Genomic DNA, 17,892 nt, shown 5'->3' with positions numbered 1-17,892 from the left:
CCCCGAGTGTACCAGGGCGCGTAGAGTCCGCCGCAATGCCCGACCTGGACCCGGCCACGGTGCGGTTGCTCGACGAGGACGTCGCGGTTCGACGCGAGGCGGTGGGCGAGGTCGGCACCTCCACGCTCGCGGGACGCTACGCCCTGCGGCAGGCCCTGCTCACGGACGAGGACGCGGAGGTGCGCGCCACGGCCGCGCAGCGGCTCGGTGGGACGCGGGATGCGCGCTTCACCCAGGCACTGCTCGACGCGCTCGCGGACCCGATGCCGCTGGTGAGGGACAGGGCGTGGCGCGCGCTAGCACGGCTGGGGGCACAGGCGCTGCTGCCGCAGGCGGTGCGCGCGGTGCGGGAAGAGCCCGTGTGGTGGGTACGCCGGGCGGTGGTGCGGGCGTCCGCGTCCGTCGCGGGCTCGGGGGCGATGGACGTGCTGCTGGGCGCGCTGGAGGACCCGTTCTGGCGCGTGCGACATGCGGCGGTGCAGGCGCTGGCGTGGATTGGCCTGGGCAACCCGGCCGTGCGGCAGCGCGTTCGGCAGGCAGCGGAGGGCGCCACACAAGGGCCGATGCGCTCCGCGGTGGCGTGGCTCGAAACGGCGTGGAACGAAGCGCCTTCGCTCCAGGCAACGGAGCACGTCGGGGGCGCACTAGAGCAGACGGAGCCACTGCGCACGGAGCGTCCCGAGTCCCTCGGCAACGAAGACCCGGCGGTGACGACGGCGCGACTGGAGGCCACTCCCGCCTCGGCGCTCACCGCTCGCGAGCTGGTCGAGTGGCTGGGGGACCCGCATGAGCCGCTGCGACTCCTCGCGCGTCGGCGCCTCCGCGAGCGGAAGGACGTGGACGCCCTGCTCCTCGCGATGCGCTGGCTGGACGAGCCGCGCGTGCCACATGCGGCAGCGGAAGCCCACGCGCTGCTCGAGCGCCTCGACGTGGAGGACCTCGAGCTCGCATCCCGGATTCTCGCCGCGCCACCTCGCCCAGGCGCGGTGGCCTGGGCCTCGCGCGTCGCGGTGCGTAGGGGGAGCCCCGAGCTGCTGGAGCGCGTGCGCATTCTGCTGCGTCACCACGAGCCCGCCCTGCGGCGCGCGGCGCTCTCCGGCCTCGTCTACGACCCCGACAGCCTGGACGACGTGCTCGCCGCGCTCGAAGACCCGGACGAGCACGTGCGCGCGGAGGTCATCGCCGCCTGGGAGCGCAGGCCCCCGGCACGCGCCGCCGCCGAGGCCTTCGCACTGGCACTGGCGCGCTTCGCACCTCGCGCCGCCACGACTCGCGAGCGGCGCGCCGTGGCCGTGGCGGCCATGTTCCTGGAGGAGCCCGAGCTGCTCATCCACGCCTCACACGACGAGGACCCGGCCGTGCGCGCCGTGGCCCTGCGGGCGCTCGCGTCGCTCGACCTGCTCACGGAGACCGAGCGCGAGGAGGCCGAAGGACACGAGGACCCATGGATTCGCTCCGCGGTGCTGGACACTGACTCCGCGCTCCGGGTCTGCGCGGAGGACCCGGACCCCACGCTGCGCCGCACCGCGCTCGAGCTGCTGCTGCCACTGGGCCGTCGTCTCGCGGCAGGGCCGGATGACGCGGACCACGGCATGAGCACGGCCGCCCTCGCCTGCTCACAGTCCCCCGACGCATGGCTGCGCGCCCGGGCCGCCGAGCTGCTCTCCCCCACCCGCGGCCGGGAAGAGCTGCGCGCCCTGCTGCGCCTGTCGCTCGACACCTCGCCCATGGCCCGCTCGGCGGCGGCCTCCATCCTGGAGTCGTGCCCCCTGCTCGACACGCTCCTCGACGACCTCCTGCACGGCCCCACGCGAGAGCAGGATGAAGCCCTGCGAACCTCCGCCTGGACCTGGCGCCTTCGCCTCGCGGATGCCTCCGCCTTCGAGCACCTCCGCTCCGCCCTCCTCGGCAACGCAGAGCCCGAGCGCGTCGTCTCCCACCTCCAGGCCCTCACCCTCGTCTTCCCCGACGAGCTCATCGCCTCCGAGCCCGCCCTCGCGCGCCACCGGCCCACGCGCCCCGCACAGCCGCGCGCCGCTCCCGCCCCGCGCTCCGCCGTGCCTCTCCACACCTCCTCGCGCGCCCTGGGCCGCACGGGCCTCACCGTCTCGCCGCTCGTCCTCTCCGGCGCGCACCTCACCACGCCCGAGCCCTTCTTCGAGGCCCGTGAAGCCGGCCTCAACACCTTCTTCTGGGAGCCGCGCTACAGCGCGCTCACCACGTTCCTCCGCAGTGGCCGCAACCTGCGCGACGGGCTCGTCATCATCGCCGGCAGCTACTACTCGGGTGCCACCGCCCTGCGCCGCGACGTGGAGACCGCGCTCCGCCGCCTGCGCACCCCGTGGCTCGACGTGTTCCTCCTCTTCTGGGTCCGCTCCCCCGAGCGCCTCCATGCGGAGGACTTCGCCGCCCTCGAGCGGCTGCGCACCGAGGGAAAGGTCCGCACCTTCGGCTTCTCCACGCACCTGAGAGACCTCGCCCGCGACGCGCTCCGCCAGCACCCATGGCCCGTCGTCATGACCCGCCACAGCGCCGCGCACCCCGGCGCGGAAGGAACATTCCTTCCGGAAGCCCGGGCCCGAGGTACCGGCGTGCTCACCTTCACCGCCACCTGCTACGGCCGCCTCCTCCAGCCGGCCCCCGGTACTCCGCCGGACGCGCCGCTCCCGACGGCCGTGGACTGCTACCGCTACTCCCTCTCACAGCCCGGCGTCAGCGCATCCCTCACCGCGCCGCGCAGCCGCCGCGAGCTTCTCCACAACCTGGACGTGCTCTCCCGCCCGTACATGGAGCCGGACGCCCTGCCCGCCATGCGCGTCCACGGAGAGCGCGTGCGTGCGCGAAGCCGCCAGCTCGACGCGCTCGTCCGCCGCGCTCCGGGCGGGCCGCGTGACGCACTGCTCTCACTGCTCGAAGAGGAGGATGGCCCTCCCGACGCCGGCGACCTCCCCTCCTCCTGAGTCAGCACCCGCATCCACCGCGGCCCCGGCGGGCCGCGTGACGCACTGCTCTCACTGCTCGAAGAGGAGGACGGCCCTCCCGACGCGGGTGACCTTCCCTCCACCTGACGGATGTGGTGTGCTCCACCTCGCTCCTGGGGCCGCGTGCAGCCAGCCTTCCGTCCGCGATGTCACGTCGCGGCTGCCTGTGACTCCCATTGAAGGACGAAGCGGTGCGAGGTCCGCCTGGCGGGCTTCCCCGACCTCGCCCGCCTCTGCCGTGCAGGTGGCGGCGGCCTCAGGAGCGTCGCAGTCCTTCACCGCGGTCGGAGCGCCGGAATGGACCTCGTTGGCCTCATCCTCGAGCTGAAGCCGCTGCTGGCCGACCCCGAGGCGAACTTCGACCGCATCGTCGCGCTGCTGGAGCGCCACCAGGGCCTGGCCGAGTACGAGGTGGCCCGCTTCTACGTGAGCCGCTCCTGGCTGGAGCCCGTCGCCCGCCGCCTCAAGAGCGTGGACCCGCGCGAGCGGCTCCAGGCCGTGCGCCTCATTCCCCTGCTCTTCGCCCGCGCCAGCGCCTCCGGCCAGCTCCGCCGCCGCGTGAAGGACCCGGACTCGCGCGTGGCCGCCCATGCCCGCGCCGCCGTGCGCCGCCTGGGCCTCGCGGACGTCTCCCCTCCCGACATCCGCGCCGACCCGCCGCGCTACGCCAGCGCCACCGCCCTGGGCGGATGGAATCCCACCGGCTGGAACTTCGGCCTCTACCCGAGCATGAGCCCGCCGGTGAAGCGCAAGCCCGGCCTCACCGCCGCCCTGCCCGTGCTGAAGTCGCACGCGGACGTGGCGACGCTCGTCGGCGTGCAGGAGGAGGAGCTGGACGCGCTGATGCGTCCGGGCTCGGAGGCCGGCTCCGGCTACGTGGAGTTCGACGTACCCAAGCGCTCCGGAGGCGTGCGCCGCCTCTGCGCCCCGCGCGCGAAGCTCAAGGCCGTGCAGCGCGCCATCCTCGACAAGCTCCTCGCGCACCTGCCCACGCACCCGGCCGTGCACGGCTTCGTCCCCGGGCGCTCCACGGTGACGAATGCACAGCCGCACGTGGGCTCCACCGTCGTCGTGCGCGTGGACCTGGAGGACTTCTTCCCCACGGTGCACTACCGCCGCGTGAAGGGCCTCTTCGCGGCGTACGGCTACCGCGACGAGGTGTCCTCCGTGCTCGCCGGCCTCACCACGTGGAGGCCCCGGCTGGCGGATGGCACCGTGGTGTGGCCCGGGGTGCTGCCGCAGGGCGCGCCCACCTCGCCCGCCATCGCCAACCTCGTCTGCCGCCGCATGGACGCGCGCCTCACCGCGCTGGCGAAGAAGGCGGACGCCACGTACACGCGCTACGCGGACGACCTGTCCTTCTCCTTCCAGAAGCCGCCCGAGAAGCTGGGCCGCTTCCTCTGGTGGGTGAACGCCATCCTCCAGCAGGAGGGCTTCGCGGAGAACGCCGCCAAGCGCCGCGTCATGCGCCAGGGCGGCCGCCAGCGGGTGACGGGCCTCACCGTCAACCAGCAGGTCTCCATCCCCCGCGAGGAGCGCCGCCGCTTCAAGGCCATCCTCGCCAACTGCCGCCAGCACGGCGTGGAGTCACAGGCGCGCGGGCGCCCGGACTTCCCCCAGTGGCTGGAGGGCTACGCCGCCTACGTGCGCATGGTGCACCCGGAGCTGGGGGAGCGCTGGCAGCGCGAGGTGAAGGAGCTGCTCGCCCGATGAGTACCTGGCAGGAGCTGGTGGCGCGCATCGCCGACGAGCCCGAGAGCAACGATGCGAGGCAGGTCTGCGCGGACGTCCTGTGCGGCACCGACGACGCGCGCGTCGAGCTCATCCACATGCAGCTGGCGCTGAGCGGACGCCTGGACCCGGTGCGCCGGGAGGGCTTCAAGAAGTGCGTGGAGATACTGCTCGCGGAGCACGGCCGCCGGTGGCGCCAGCCGCTGGAGGACGCCCACGCGAGCGACGTCGTCTTCTCCCGGGGCTTCATCGAGGAGGCCACCCTGTCCGAGGACAACCTCGCGAAGCACGGCGAGGCCCTGTTCGCACGCGAGCCGCTGCACCGGCTGACGTTGGAGACGAAGGACGGCAAGGGCCTGGCGCTCGCCGGCGGGCAGCCCTGGTTCGAGCGCATCCGCCAGCTGAAGCTCACCGGCTCCGGCGTGACGCGCGCGGCGAAGGCGCTGGCCTCCGCGCCGCACGCGGGCCACCTCGTGAGGCTGATGCTGGCCGGCGCCGACGACGAGGCCGTCGCGGCGGTGGCTGGGGGCAAGGCGCTGGCGGGGCTGCGCTCCCTGAGCGTCTCCAGCGCCGAGCTGTCCGACGCGTCCGCCGAGGCGCTCGCGAAGGGGCCGCTGTCGCTGGAGGCGCTCTACCTCTCCGGCACCGGCCTGTCCGACGAGGGCGCGGGGGCACTCGCGCGCGGCACCGCGCTCGGCGCGCTCCGGCTGCTGGCCCTCAACCGCAACAGCCTGTCCGACGAGGGCGCCGAGGCGCTCGCGGCCAGCAAGACGCTCCTCCAGGTGGAGCGGCTGGAGCTGTCCCGCAACGAGCTGAGCGATGAAGGGGCGCTCGCGTTCCGCTCCGTCAAGGCGATGCCGAAGCTGCGCCGCCTGGAGCTCATGGACATGGGCCTGGACCGGCGCGAGCTGGAGCCGGTGCACAAGCGACTGGGCGCGGGACTGCGGCTCTGACAGCCCCGCGCCAGGGACTGCGCTACTCCACCTCGAGGATGGGCTCGCCCTCCTCGTCCAGCAGGAGCTGGCAGTAGCTGCGCCCGAAGGAGTCACACTCCACGAAGCCGGTGCCCGCGGGAGAGTCCACCCTCCAGTAGCAGACCTTCGCGCCGGAACAGGACACCGTGGTGCCATCCACGCAACGGACGCTCACATTGCAGGGGCCGGCCTTCTGCCCGTACGCCCAAGCCACCGCCGGCACCAACGCGCCCGCCGCGGTGAGGACCGCAACCACCACTGCCATCCACTTCGACATGGACTCCCTCGCTTTCGGACAACCGGGGTTGTCACGACTCATGGTGAGCGAAGGACGGGCGCACGTCAACGCAACGGGGTTGCGCATGTTTCAGGATAACCAGCGCATCCCCATGGCGGCGCGGGGCGCACCGTGTGGGCCCCCGCGCACCCGGCCCGGGCTCAGGGCATGGCCACGGTGCCGGGGGAGCAGCGGGTGCCGCGGACGCCCTGGCCCAGCGTGCCGTGGAGGTTGCTGCCCCAGCTGAGCACGGTGCCGTCCTCCAGCATGGCCATGGAGAAGTCGCTGCCGGCGGACACGTGGCGGGTGGAGGCCAGCCCCTTCACGAGCACGGGCTCGGAGTGGTGGAGGCTGTCCCCGTTGCCGAGCTGGCCGTGGGAGTTGCGGCCCCACGTCCAGACGGCGCCCTCCGGGCTCACGGCGAGCGAGTGCCGGGCTCCGGCGCCAATGGCCATCACTCCCGTCATGCCCGCCACAGGCCCCGGCACCAGGCGGGGCTTGCCGCTGGACGTGCCAAGCTGGCCGAAGCTGTTGTCGCCCCACGTCCACACCGTGCCGTCCTCACGCCGCGCCAGCGTGTGGTACGCGCCGGCCCGCACCTCCACCACGCCGTCCAGCGACAACACCGACACCCGCGAGTAGCGCGTGGTGGTGGTGCCGTCTCCCAGCTGCCCGCTGGCGTTGTAGCCCCAGCCCACCAGGGTGCCGTTGTCGAGCAGCACCAGCGAGTGGTGGTCCCCACCCGCGGCGGCGCGCGCGTCCTCGACGCCCTCCACCTGCACCGGCACCAGGCGCGACGCGGCGGTGCCGTCCCCGAGCTGCCCGAAGGCGTTGTAGCCCCACGTCCACACGGTGCCGTCCGCGCGCACCGCCAGCGAGTGGTAGCTACCGGCGGCGATGGCCTTCACGTCCGCCAGGCCCTCCACGCGCACCGGCAGCTGCCGCGCGGAGGTGGTGCCGTCCCCCAGCTGGCCGAAGCCGTTGCCGCCCCAGGCCCACACCGTGCCGTCCGCGCGCAGCGCCAGCGAGTGGTACACGCCCGAGGACACCGCCGCCACGTCCGTCAGCCCACTCACCGCGGCGGGCGCGGACCGGCTCACCGTGGTGCCGTCTCCCAGCTGGCCGTAGGTGTTGTCACCCCACGCGTGCACGGTGTGGTCCGCCAGCAACACCAGCGCGTGCTGGTGCCAGGCGCGCACGTCGAGCACGGGCGGGCGGATTTTCGGCCCCTGCACCTTCACCTCCACCGGCTCCAGGCGCGGGCCCGACGCCACCTCTCCCAGCTGGCCGTACTCGTTGCTGCCCCACGAGCGCACCGAGCCGTCGCGCAGGAGCGCCAGGGTGTACTGCTCGCCCGCGGCCACGGCCACGGCGTCCGCCAGGCCCGGCACATGCCTCGGCAGGCCCGCGGCCGTGTACGTGCCGTCCCCCAGCTGGCCGTAGCTGTTGTCGCCCCAGGCCCACACCGAGCCGTCCGCACGCGTCACCACCACGTGGTGCGCGCCCGCGGAAACGGCGGTGACGGCCTCCAGCCCCAGCACCGGCCGGGGCACGCCGCGGCCGGCGTTGCTGCCGTCGCCGAGCTGCCCGGACGGGTTCGTCCCCCACGTCCACAGCGTGCCGTCCAGGCGGAGGGCCAGCGAGAAGGCCCGCCCCGCCGCCACGGCCATGACGCCCTCCAGCCCCTGCACCCGCACGGGCACGGTGCTGTTGACGGTGGTGCCGTCGCCAAGCTGCCCGGAGGCATTGGCGCCCCAGGCCCACAGCGTGCCGTCCTCGCTCAGGCCCAGGCCGTGCGTCTCGCCCAGCGCCACCGCCACCATGCCGCTCAGCCGCTTGACCTGGATGGGAGCCGCGCGGTCCGTCGTGCCGCCGTCACCGAGCTGTCCGTTGAGGTTGCTTCCCCAGGCCCAGACGGAGCCGTCCGAGCGCAGCGCCATCGACGTGTCTCCGCCCGCCGCGACGGACACCACGCCCGACAGCCCATCCACCATGACGGGCGTGGAGCGCGTCGCATAGGCCGTGCCGTTGCCGAGCTGGCCCCGGTTGTTGGCGCCCCACGCCCACACCGTGCCGTCACACGCCAGCGCCAGCGTGTGCTGCAGGCCGGTGGAGAGGGAGCGGACGCAGGGCACGCCGGGCACGGAGACGGGCACCGCGCGGTGGATGCTGGAGCCGTCGCCGAGCTGGCCGGAGGCATTCTGCCCCCACGCGAGCACCGAGCCGTCCTGACGCACCAGCAGCGCGTGCGCGCGGCCGGCCGCCAGCCGGTCCTCGCGCCCGAAGCCGCGCACCTGCACCGGCACCGGGCTCCAGCCGGCCACGCCGAGCCCGAGCTGGCCGAAGCGGTTGTAGCCCCACGCGCGCACCGTGCCGTCCTGGCGCAGCGCCAGCACGTGCAGGTAGCCGGGACACAGCGACTTCACCCCCGACACCCCCGGCACCGCCGCCGGCAGGGAGTGCGAGGTGAGCGTGCCGTCCCCCAGCTGGCCATAGCCATTGGAGCCCCAGGCGCGCAGCGTGCCGTCGGACAGCAGGGCCAGCGAGTGGGAGCGCCCGCCGCTGACGGCGGTGACACCCTCCAGGCCGGACACCTTCACCGGGCGGAAGCGGTCCGACCACGTGCCGTCGCCGAGCTGCCCGTCCGCGTTGTCGCCCCAGGCCCACACCGAGCCGTCCGTGCGCGCCACCAGCGCGTGCGCCGAGCCCGCGGCCACCGCCGTCACGCCCGTCAGCTCGGCCACCATCACCGGCGTCGAGCGCTGCACCCCGGCGCCGTCGCCCAGCTGCCCCTCGTAGCCCTCGCCCCACGTCCACACCGTGCCGTCCGCGCGCAGCGCCATGGAGAAGTAGGTGCCGGCCGCCACCGCCTTCACGTCCGCCAGCGCGGAGACCTTCACGGGCACCGCGCGGTCCCTGGTGGTGCCGTCACCCAGCTGCCCCAGCGCGTTGTAGCCCCAGGCCCACACCGTGCCGTCGCCGCGCAGCGCCAGCACGTGGCTGCCGCCCGCGGCCACCGCCACCACGCCCGTCAGCCCCGGCACCTGCGCGGGCACCGCGCGGTCCTTCGTCGTGCCATCGCCGAGCTGGCCGGAGGCGTTGCGCCCCCACGTCCACACCGTCCCGTCCTTGAGCAGCGCCACCGAGTGGTGGCTGGCCGCGGCCACGGCGACGGCGACGCCGGACATCGCCACCCGCGCCGCCGCGGTGCGCTCCGTCTGCGTCCCCTCCCCCAGCTGGCCGTAGGTGTTGCGCCCCCAGGCCCACACCGAGCCGTCCGAGAGCAGGCCCAGGGAGTGGAAGCTGCCCGACGCGAGCGACGTCACCCCGGCCAGCCGCAGCACCGGCTCCGCGGACAGGTGCCGCTCGGAGCCGCCGTGGCCCAGCTGGCCGGACGCGCCGCCGCCCCAGCCCCACAGCGTGCCATCCGCGCGCAGCGCCACCGCGTGCTGCGCTCCCGCCGCCAGGGCCGTCACCGCGCTCAAGCTCTGCACGGCCACCGGGGCGCCGCGCTCCGTGGTGGTGCCGTCGCCGAGCTGCCCGGAGGCGTTGTAGCCCCACGCGAGCACGGTGCCCGTCCCGCGCAGCGCCAGCGAGCCGGAGTCCTGCGCGGCCACCGCCTTCGCGTCCGAGAAGCCCGGCACCTGCACCGGCGTGGGCCGGTCCATCCACGAGCCGTCCCCCAGCTGGCCGGCGCCGTTGGAGCCCCACGCCCACACCGAGCCGTCCGTGCGCAGCGCCAGCGCGTGGTAGGTGCCCGCGGCCACCGCGGTGATGCCGGTGAGCCCGGCCACCTGCACCGGCACCAGGCGCTGGGTGGACGTGCCGTCCCCGAGCTGGCCGGAGCCGTTGGCGCCCCAGGCCCACACCGTGCCGTCCTTGCGCACCGCCACGGTGAAGTCATAGCCGGCGGCCAGCGCCACCACGCCCGTCAGGCCCGGCACCGGCCCGGGACTGGCCTCGCTGCTGGAGGTGGAGCCCCGGCCCAGCTGGCCATTGAAGTTGATGCCCCACGTCCACACCGTGCCGTCCGCGCGCAGCGCCAGCGAGTGGAACTCGCCCGCGGCCACCGCCACCACGTCCTCCAGCACCTGCTGCGGCGTGGCGCGGTCCAGGAGGGTGCCGTCGCCGAGCTGCCCGGAGGCGTTGCTCCCCCACGTCCACACCGTCCCGTCCGAGCGCAGCGCCAGCGAGTGCGAGTCCCCCGCCGCCACCGACACCACGTCCGTCAGCCCCGGCACCTGCGCCGCCGCCAGGCGCTGGAAGGAGGGCTCCCCCCCGCCCAGCTGCCCCGCCGAGTTGCCGCCCCACGCCCACACCGTACCGCCGGGGGCGAGGTAGAGCGAGTGCTGCGCACCCGCGGCCAGGCGGGGCAGGTCGCCCTGGGGCACCACCAGCCGGGAGGTCCGCGTCGAGGGGGCCTGGGGGGCGGTGGCGGCTCCGGCAGGGCTCGGCTCCCGCTCGCAGCCGGCCATCAGCAGGGCTCCGAGCAGCAGCCCCCACAGGGCGCGAGCTCCCGCGTTCATGTCCTTGCGCATCGGTTCTTCCTCCGGGTGTGCGAGCACGTCCGACTGGCGGCTCGCGCCGTCTCACGAGAGGCGCAGCGCCAGGGGCCGTCCGGCGGGGCGGTGTATACGGCCAAACCTCGTCCCCTTGTACCGCGAGAACGACCCTCGGCGCCCCTCCAGGCAGCCAGCTGTTTCAGGGTTGCAGAAAGCGCGGGGCCGTCTAGCCCATTTCGCTCGCGGTCCACACTTCTTCACACGGATTGCATTGCGTTGCGCCCCGGGGGGACGGCTATTGGATGCCCATGGATTCGCCGGTTCGCTTCGTCGTCTTCGCCGTCGTGACGGGCCTCGTCACGGTGCTCGCCCACATCTACCTGTACCGGCGCCTGTTCGTGGATACGTCGGACAATCCCCGGTGGCGGCGGCTGGGTGGGTGGGTGATGGCGGCGCTGGCCGTGCCGCTCGTGCTGTCCTGGTCCGTGACGCGCTTCGTGCCGCTGGACGCCACCTTCGCCGTGGCCACCGCGGTGTGGGCATGGATGGGCGCGGCCATCTACCTGCTGTTCGCCTTCTGGGTGGCGGGGGGCGCCCGCCGGGTGGCGGGGTGGGTGGCGCGGAGGCGGAGGGTGACAGTGACGGAAGCAGGCGCGCCCGTGGCGGGGACGGTGGAGCGGGCCCGGGCGGCCCCGATGACGGCGCCGGGGGCCGCGCGGACGGCGGAGCCGGCCCGGGTGGCCCCGATGGTGGCGGGGACGGTGGCGCAAGCGGTGGGTCCGGTGCTGGCGGAGACTGTGGCGCAAGCGGCGGGTCCGGTGATGGCGGGGGCGAGCCGGCAGGCGGAGGCGACCGCCGTTGCACCGGAGCCGCGGATGGCCCCCGCCGCCCCCAGCGAGGCCGTGGCCCCGGTGGCCCTCGTCGCGGCGCCGGAGCCCGCCCGTCCCGTCGACGTGGAGCGCCGCCGCTTCCTCGCGAGAGCCACCGCGGGCGGCGCGCTGCTCGCCACGGGCGGCGTGACGGGCTTCGGCATGTGGAGCGCCTTCCACGAGCCGGCGGTGAGCGAGGTGGCGGTGCGCCTGCCCGGCCTGCCCCGCGCGCTGGACGGCTTCACGATTGTGCACCTCAGCGACATCCACGTGGGCCCCGTCATCCAGCGCCGCTTCATGGACGAGCTGGTGGCGCGCTGCGACGCCCTGCGCCCGGACCTCGTGTGCATCACCGGGGACCTGGTGGACGGGAACGTGAAGTCGCTGGCCCCCGCCGTCTCCGCGCTGCGGAACCTGAAGTCCCGCCACGGCACGTACTTCGTCACCGGCAACCACGAGTACTACTGGAACGCCGCCGCCTGGGCGGACGCGCTGGAGCGCATGGACATCCACGTGCTGCGCAACCGGCACGTGCGCATCGGCGACGCGGCCGCCTCGTTCGACCTGGTGGGCGTGGATGACTGGGCCGCGCGCAAGACGCGTCAGGGCTACAACCTGGACGCCGCAATCGCAGGCAGGGATGCGCAGCGCGCCTCCGTGCTGCTCGCCCACCAGCCGTCGAACTGGGCGGAGGCGGCGAAGGCTGGCATGGGATTGCAGCTCTCCGGCCATACGCACGGCGGCCAGTTCTTCCCCTTCACCCTGGCGGTGTCCGCCATCTGGCAACACGACGCGGGCCACTTCCAGGAGGCAGACAGCCATCTCTATGTCAGCCGGGGAACAGGCTTCTGGGGCCCGCCGCTGCGAGTCGGCTCACCGCCGGAGATCGTCAAAGTCACCCTGATGGCATGAGGTATAGAGTTGCATTGGCATGGCCAAGGAACCAGCACAGCGGGAAATCAAACAGGAACGGGCGGCGCGCACGCGGGTGGAAATCCTCGAAGCCGCCATCACCCTGTTCTCCCGCCGCGGCTTCCTCGCCACGACGATGGCGGACCTGTCCCGCGCCATCCGGATGACGCCCGGGGCGCTGTACTGGCACTTCCCCACGAAGGAAGACCTGCTGCTGGCCGCAATCTCGGAGCTGCACCAGCGCTGCGTCCGTGAGTTCGAAGGCCACCTCCAGGAGGCCCGCAAGCTGCCGGCCCGCGAGCAGCTCCAGGCCTTCACCGAGCGCACCCAGGCGTTCCTCCGCTGCCACCGCGAGTACGGCATCTTCTTCGCCATGCTGGCGTCCGAGGCGGCCGAGTCGAATGACCGGGTGGCGGACGCCATCCGCGAGAAGCTGGCCCTCTACGCGAAGGTGCTGGAAGGCATCATCCGCCACGGCCAGAAGACGGGGGAGTTCCGCCAGGACGTGGACGCGCTGCACGCCGCCCACGGCCTGTTCGGCGGGTACATGGGCGTGCTGGTGCACCAGAACCTCTTCCGCGCCACGCTGGACTACGACCCGCTGGTGGGCGCGCTGCACCGCCTGGTGACGGACGGGACGCAGGCGCGGTAGGCCGCGCAATCCCTCTCTTCCCGGCCCGGAAGCACCGGGGCCCTGAAATGCAACGGGCGACCCCTGACATCGCAGGGGCCGCCCGTCTCAATTCCTCTCACCTGCTGGCGCGGCCTGGACGCCGCGCCTGCGTCACGGGGCCGGCGGCGGCGTCGGCGTGGTGATGACGTTGACCGCGCCCGGGGTGACGGTGGTGGTCTTCTTGAAGTCAGTCGCGTTGACGTCGGTATCCAGGGAGTCCGGGCCGCGAGCCAGGGACAGCTCGGAGGTGGCGGACACCGTGTCAACCAGCGTGGTGGTCGCCTCCGTGCCCTCCGTGACGTTGACGGTGCCGCTCACGCCCGTGAGGGTCGCCTCGGTGATGGCGCCGCCGTAGGACAGCGCGTCCACCACCCGCGCCTGCGTCGTGTCGAAGAGGGCCACCGCGTCCGGGTTGCCGTTCTGGATGGAGGACGGCCCCGCGAGCTTCTTCACGCTCGCCGAGGTGATGCCACCCAGCACCGTCTCCGAGCCGACCACCAGGTACTGGCCCGGAGCCAGCTCGGTGGCGGGCGCCAGGTTGGTGCGGGCGTACTCCTTCTTGTCCGCCCCGTTGACGAAGACGAGCACCAGCCCCTGCAGCGACACCGTCGAACCAGAGGTGTTGTAGATCTCCACGAACTCCTTCGTGTCCGTGCTCTGCTGGTCGTAGTCGATTTCGTTGATGACCAGGCCCTTGCCCGCGGCGACGACGACACTCACCTGCGCCGTCTTCTCCACGCCGCCGAAGCTCGCCTTGAGGGCCACCTGCGCCGGCCCCTGCAGGTCGGCCGCCGTGAAGGTGAACGTGGCCGTCGTCGCATCACGCGGCACGCGCACCGTGGCCGGCACCGAGCCCACGCCCGTCGCGGGGTCCAGCACCAGCGTCACGTCCGTCTCGTCCGTCTGCGCGGCGCGGTCCAGCGTCACCGTGAAGGTGAACGTCTTGCCCGCCGGCACCGTCGCCGTGTCCGGAGACAGCGTGGCCAGCTTCGGAGGCGGCGGCGTCACCGTGAGGTCCGCCTCCCGGGTGATGCCGTACAGCGAGGCGGACACCTTGCCCGCGCCCCCACCGTCCGCGGCGGCGGTGAAGGTGAAGGTGGCCTCCGTCTGGCCCGTGGTCAGCGTCACCGTGGCGGGCACCGTGCCGTAGCGCGCCCCCGCCGTCCCCGGCGTGGCCGCCAGCGCCACCACCGTGTCCTCCGTCACCGGCTCGTTCACCGTCACCCGGAACTCGCGGGTGCCACCGGCGGGCACCGGGCCCGCCTCGAGCGCTTCCACGGACACCAGCCGCGGCAGGTCCTGGTCCAGCGTCACGGTGATGCTGTCGCTGCTGCTGCCCAGCGTCGCCGTCACCGTGCCCGTGGTGCCCGTGGCGTCCGGGTCCGCGGTGAAGGTGAAGGTCGCCCGGACGGCGTCCGTCGGTACCGCCAGCGTCGCGTTCGCCACGCCGAAGGTGCCGAAGCCCTCCGCCGGGTCCACGCTCAGCGCCACGGTGGTGTTGGCCGGCGCCGGCCGGTCCAGTTCCACCGTCATCGTCACCGTGCCGCCCGGCACCAGCTTCGCCGTGTCCGAGGTGAGCTCTTGCACCGTGGGCTGCTCGTTCTGCCCCAGCACGCGCACCGTGTGCTGCTGCGTGGAGCTCCCCAGCGTCGCCGTGAGGGTGACGGCGGCGGCCTGGGCCACCGGGTTGAGCTTCACCGTCGCGGACGTCTGCCCCGCGGGGATGACCACCCCGCCGCCCACCACGGTCAGCGCCGTGGAGTCACTGGAGGTGATGGCCACGGTGACGTCCTCCGGGAAGGTGGAGGCCATCGTCAGGGTGAGCGCGGCCGGGAAGGTGTCCCCGGAGGCCGAGCCCACGCGGATGAAGCCTCCGCCCGTGAAGCCCGTCAGCGCGGGCAGCGGCGGCAGCGGGACGCGCAGGTCCCTCGCGTTGCGCGGCAGCAGCTTGTACTCGTTGAAGTTGAAGGTCAGCACGCCCGTCACGGAGAGGTACTTCGTGCCCGGCGCCTGCACCGGGTAGTCGAAGGCCTGGTCATCCACCTTGAGGCCCGTGGTGGCGCCGTCGCCGTTCGGGTTCTCGTCGATGATGAACTCGTCGAAGCTGTTGGTGGCGCCGGTGAGGGTGACGTCGCGCACCTGCACGAGCACGCCGTCCAGCTTCTCCGCGCGAGGCCCGCCGGTGCGCACCTCCTCGGTGCGGACCACCACGGGGTCCGGCAGCCCGTTGCCCGAGCTGCGCTTGGTGAACGTCACGTTCGTCAGCTCCAGCAGGCCGCGGTAGAGCGTCAGCGTCGCCTGGCTGATGTCCAGCCGGTCACCCACGGCGACGTCCGCCTTGGGGGCGAAGACGTAGATGCCGGAGTAGTCCACGCTCTGGCCCTGCGGCAGCGGCGAGGCCTGGATGAAGTAGCCGCTGGTGCCGGTGGCGTTCAGCGCGGTGACGACGACGTCGGACACCGCCACCTTGCTGTTGAGCAGGGTGATGGCGCCGTTCACCGGCGTCTTCATCTCCTGGATGGTGGTGGGGCACGAGGCGCCGTCGGGGTTCGCCACGGCGCACGGGTCACACGCGTTGCCCTGGCCGTCGCCGTCCGCGTCCGCCTGGTCCGGGTTGACCAGGTACGCGCAGTTGTCGCCGGGCGTCAGCACGCCGTCGCCGTCGGGGTCCGAGGGGTCCGCCTTGTCGCACGTGCCGCCGGCCTGCGCGGGGCAGCCATCGCACGCATCACCCTTGCCGTCCGAGTCCCCGTCCGCCTGGTCGCGGTTGGTCAGGAAGGGGCAGTTGTCCTTCCAGGTGGCCACGCCGTCGCCGTCGTCATCCGCGGGGTTCGGCGTGGTGCAGGTGGTGGCGTTGGCCGCCAGCGGGCACGTGTCACACGCGTCGCCCACGCGGTCCCCGTCCGAGTCCGCCTGCGCGCCGTCGTCCATGGGGCGCACCGGGTTGAAGATGGTCGGGCAGTTGTCCGCGCTGTCGATGATGCCGTCGCCGTCCTTGTCGTCCGCCTTCACCTCGCTCGTGTAGACGGTGGAGTTGTTGCGGGACGCCAGCCACCGCTCGTCCATCGAGGCGCGGCGGGGCGAGCACACCGGCTCGTTCTCCGGCGGGCCGTTGCAGGCGAACAGCTGGTAGGCGCTGCCGTTGACCGCCTTCAGGGCCGCCAGGTCCTTGCCCACCTCGCCCTTGAGGCACACCGCCTTGGCGGCGCCGCAGACGTCCAGGGTGTCGCAGGTGTCCGCGCCCTTCAGCCCGTCCACCAGGGTGCCGTCGCCGTAGAGCGCCTTGCCGCCGCGCATGGTGAGGACCACGTCCTCCGGGTTGGCGGTGATGACCGCGCGGTGCGGCGTGGCGGCGAAGGTGCGCAGCCGGAAGATGGACAGGTCGCCCATCCTGCCCGGGGCGATGCGGCCCACCTTCTCGAAGACGTCCGTGGCGTCCGCGGCGTTGGCCGTCACCATGCGCCACAGCTGCTCGTCGGACAGCGTCTTCGCGAAGTACGTGGCGTTGAGGTAGTCCGCGCACTGCAGCTCGCGCAGCAGGTTCATGGAGCCGGACTGAATCCAGTCGGTGCCCAGGGCGATGTTCACACCCAGGCGCTTGAAGGCCGGCACCATGGCCGTGTCGCCGTACAGCGCGATGTTGGAGCGCGGCGACCAGACGAGGCCGGTGCCCCGCGCCGCCATGCTGGCCATCTCCTTCGCCGTCAGGCCGATGCCGTGGATGATGGACGTGCGCGCGAAGAGCACGTCGGAGTTGCCCGCGGACAGGCAGCGGAACTCGTTGAGCGCCCGGGCGTCGATGCCCTCGGCGATGTGCGGCAGGTAGGCGGACACCTTCGGCAGCCCCGAGGACGACGGCAGCGCCGGGTAGCTGCAGCCCGAGGCCAGCGTCTCGCCCCCGGAGTCACCCAGCGGGAAGGTATCCGAGTCCGCGTAGCCCTCCTCGAGCCCCTCCTGGCGGGCCACCGTGCTGACGTCCAGGTTGCGCAGCAGGCCCGGAGACCCACCCGCGCCCGCGACGGAGGTGGTGCCGGCCATCAGCTGCCGCAGTTCCTGGTAGCCGATGATGTCGTTGCTCGTCTTGCTGCCGTTGTTGTCCACCCGGGTGTGCCCGCCCAGGCCGCGGCGCCAGTCCTGGCGCTGCTCGAAGCGCTCCTCCGTGCCGACGTACGGCTTGTCGGGGAAGGTGATGTGGTCGTGCGGGTTGATGAGGCCCGGGGAGATGACACCCGTCGGGCACGCCACCTGCGTGGCCTCGGCGGCGCCGGCCGCGCTGGCGCAGTCACACGCGGCGCACTGGATGACGCCCTTGTCGTCCACCAGCACCTGGCCGCCCAGCAGCGTCTCGCCGTCCTTCAGCACCACGCCCGTGAACAGGCGCGCGCCGTTGCCGGCCTTCGTCACCTCACAGGTAGCCCCGCTCGGGAGCGCCGGCGCGGACGCGGCGGCGCAGCGCGTGGTGGCGGCGACCGAGCAGTCCGCAGCGCAGGCGTCCCCGTCCGCCGTGTTGCCGTCGTCGCATACCTCCGGCGCTTCGACGCGCCCGTTCCCACATTGGGCGCTCCCCGTCGGCGTCGGCGTACAGTTCGCCTGGCAGCCGTCACCGCTGGTGGTGTTGCCGTCGTCGCACTGCTCGCTTCCCTCCTTCACGCCGTTGCCGCAGACGGGCGCGGCAACGCCGCAGCCATCCCCCTCGCAGTCAGGGTCGTCCGAACATCCGGCGGTGAAGAGCAGGACCGCGCCGAGCGCGGCCAGCAGGAGGCGTGGGGACATTCGCATTTCGTGGGTCTCCAGGCGGACGCCGCCACGGGGAAGGTGACAGGTCCTTGGCACGCACGGAGCGTACCCCGTGAAACATTTCAGCGACACCTTACGTACTGAGTCCAGCGCCCCGCAGTCCTACCTGGGTCGTATGTACCCCGGAGTGTGTTGCCACCACACTTCAGGTGCAACAGCACCCGCATTCCCACCCC

The 17,892-nt window shown here is 73.2% G+C and carries 8 protein-coding genes; 5 read left to right on the top strand and 3 right to left on the bottom strand.

Annotated elements, in window-relative coordinates; translation table 11 throughout:
- The first annotated feature begins 35 nt into the window (after nucleotides 1-35).
- The 3 genes from ACX9TP_RS05870 (at nucleotide 36) to ACX9TP_RS05860 (ending at nucleotide 5,665) form a co-directional block, all read left to right on the top strand.
- The gene (locus ACX9TP_RS05870) at nucleotides 36-2,960 is read left to right on the top strand and encodes a HEAT repeat domain-containing protein (protein WP_482978730.1); all 2,925 of its coding nucleotides are present in this window, start codon (nucleotides 36-38) and stop codon (nucleotides 2,958-2,960) included.
- 318 nt (nucleotides 2,961-3,278) lie between these two features.
- Nucleotides 3,279-4,694, top strand: coding sequence for a reverse transcriptase family protein (locus tag ACX9TP_RS05865; RefSeq protein WP_482978729.1), 1,416 nt, complete (start codon nucleotides 3,279-3,281; stop codon nucleotides 4,692-4,694).
- Nucleotides 4,691-5,665 carry a hypothetical protein gene (locus ACX9TP_RS05860; protein WP_482978728.1) on the top strand — a complete coding sequence of 325 codons (975 nt, stop codon included), beginning with the start codon at nucleotides 4,691-4,693 and terminating at the stop codon, nucleotides 5,663-5,665. The genes ACX9TP_RS05865 and ACX9TP_RS05860 overlap by 4 nt, the downstream gene beginning before the upstream one ends.
- A 22-nt stretch (nucleotides 5,666-5,687) precedes the next feature.
- Here the strand turns inward: ACX9TP_RS05860 and ACX9TP_RS05855 are convergent, their stop codons facing one another.
- Both ACX9TP_RS05855 and ACX9TP_RS05850 read right to left on the bottom strand, forming a co-directional pair.
- Nucleotides 5,688-5,951, bottom strand: coding sequence for a hypothetical protein (locus tag ACX9TP_RS05855; RefSeq protein ID WP_482978727.1), 264 nt, complete (start codon nucleotides 5,949-5,951; stop codon nucleotides 5,688-5,690).
- A gap of 173 nt (nucleotides 5,952-6,124) precedes the next feature.
- Nucleotides 6,125-10,501: an RCC1 domain-containing protein gene (locus ACX9TP_RS05850; RefSeq protein ID WP_482978726.1), complete on the bottom strand. Its 4,377-nt coding sequence runs from the start codon at nucleotides 10,499-10,501 to the stop codon at nucleotides 6,125-6,127.
- A gap of 272 nt (nucleotides 10,502-10,773) precedes the next feature.
- Between ACX9TP_RS05850 and ACX9TP_RS05845 the strand changes: the two genes are divergently transcribed.
- Together ACX9TP_RS05845 and ACX9TP_RS05840 are read left to right on the top strand one after the other, a co-directional pair.
- Nucleotides 10,774-12,246: a metallophosphoesterase gene (locus tag ACX9TP_RS05845; protein WP_482978725.1), complete on the top strand. Its 1,473-nt coding sequence runs from the start codon at nucleotides 10,774-10,776 to the stop codon at nucleotides 12,244-12,246.
- Nucleotides 12,247-12,265: 19 nt separating this feature from the next.
- On the top strand, nucleotides 12,266-12,898 hold the full coding sequence (locus tag ACX9TP_RS05840) for a TetR/AcrR family transcriptional regulator (RefSeq protein ID WP_482978724.1): 633 nt from the start codon (nucleotides 12,266-12,268) through the stop codon (nucleotides 12,896-12,898).
- 132 nt (nucleotides 12,899-13,030) lie between these two features.
- On the opposite strand, the gene ACX9TP_RS05835 is transcribed toward ACX9TP_RS05840, so the two are convergent.
- On the bottom strand, nucleotides 13,031-17,692 hold the full coding sequence (locus ACX9TP_RS05835; RefSeq protein WP_482978723.1) for a lamin tail domain-containing protein: 4,662 nt from the start codon (nucleotides 17,690-17,692) through the stop codon (nucleotides 13,031-13,033).
- Between the last annotated feature and the right edge of the window lie 200 nt (nucleotides 17,693-17,892).

Source organism: Pyxidicoccus sp. M15 (assembly GCF_056858435.1).
The sequence above is the reverse complement of the archived record's forward strand: the minus strand, read 5'-3'. Positions and strand labels throughout refer to the sequence as shown.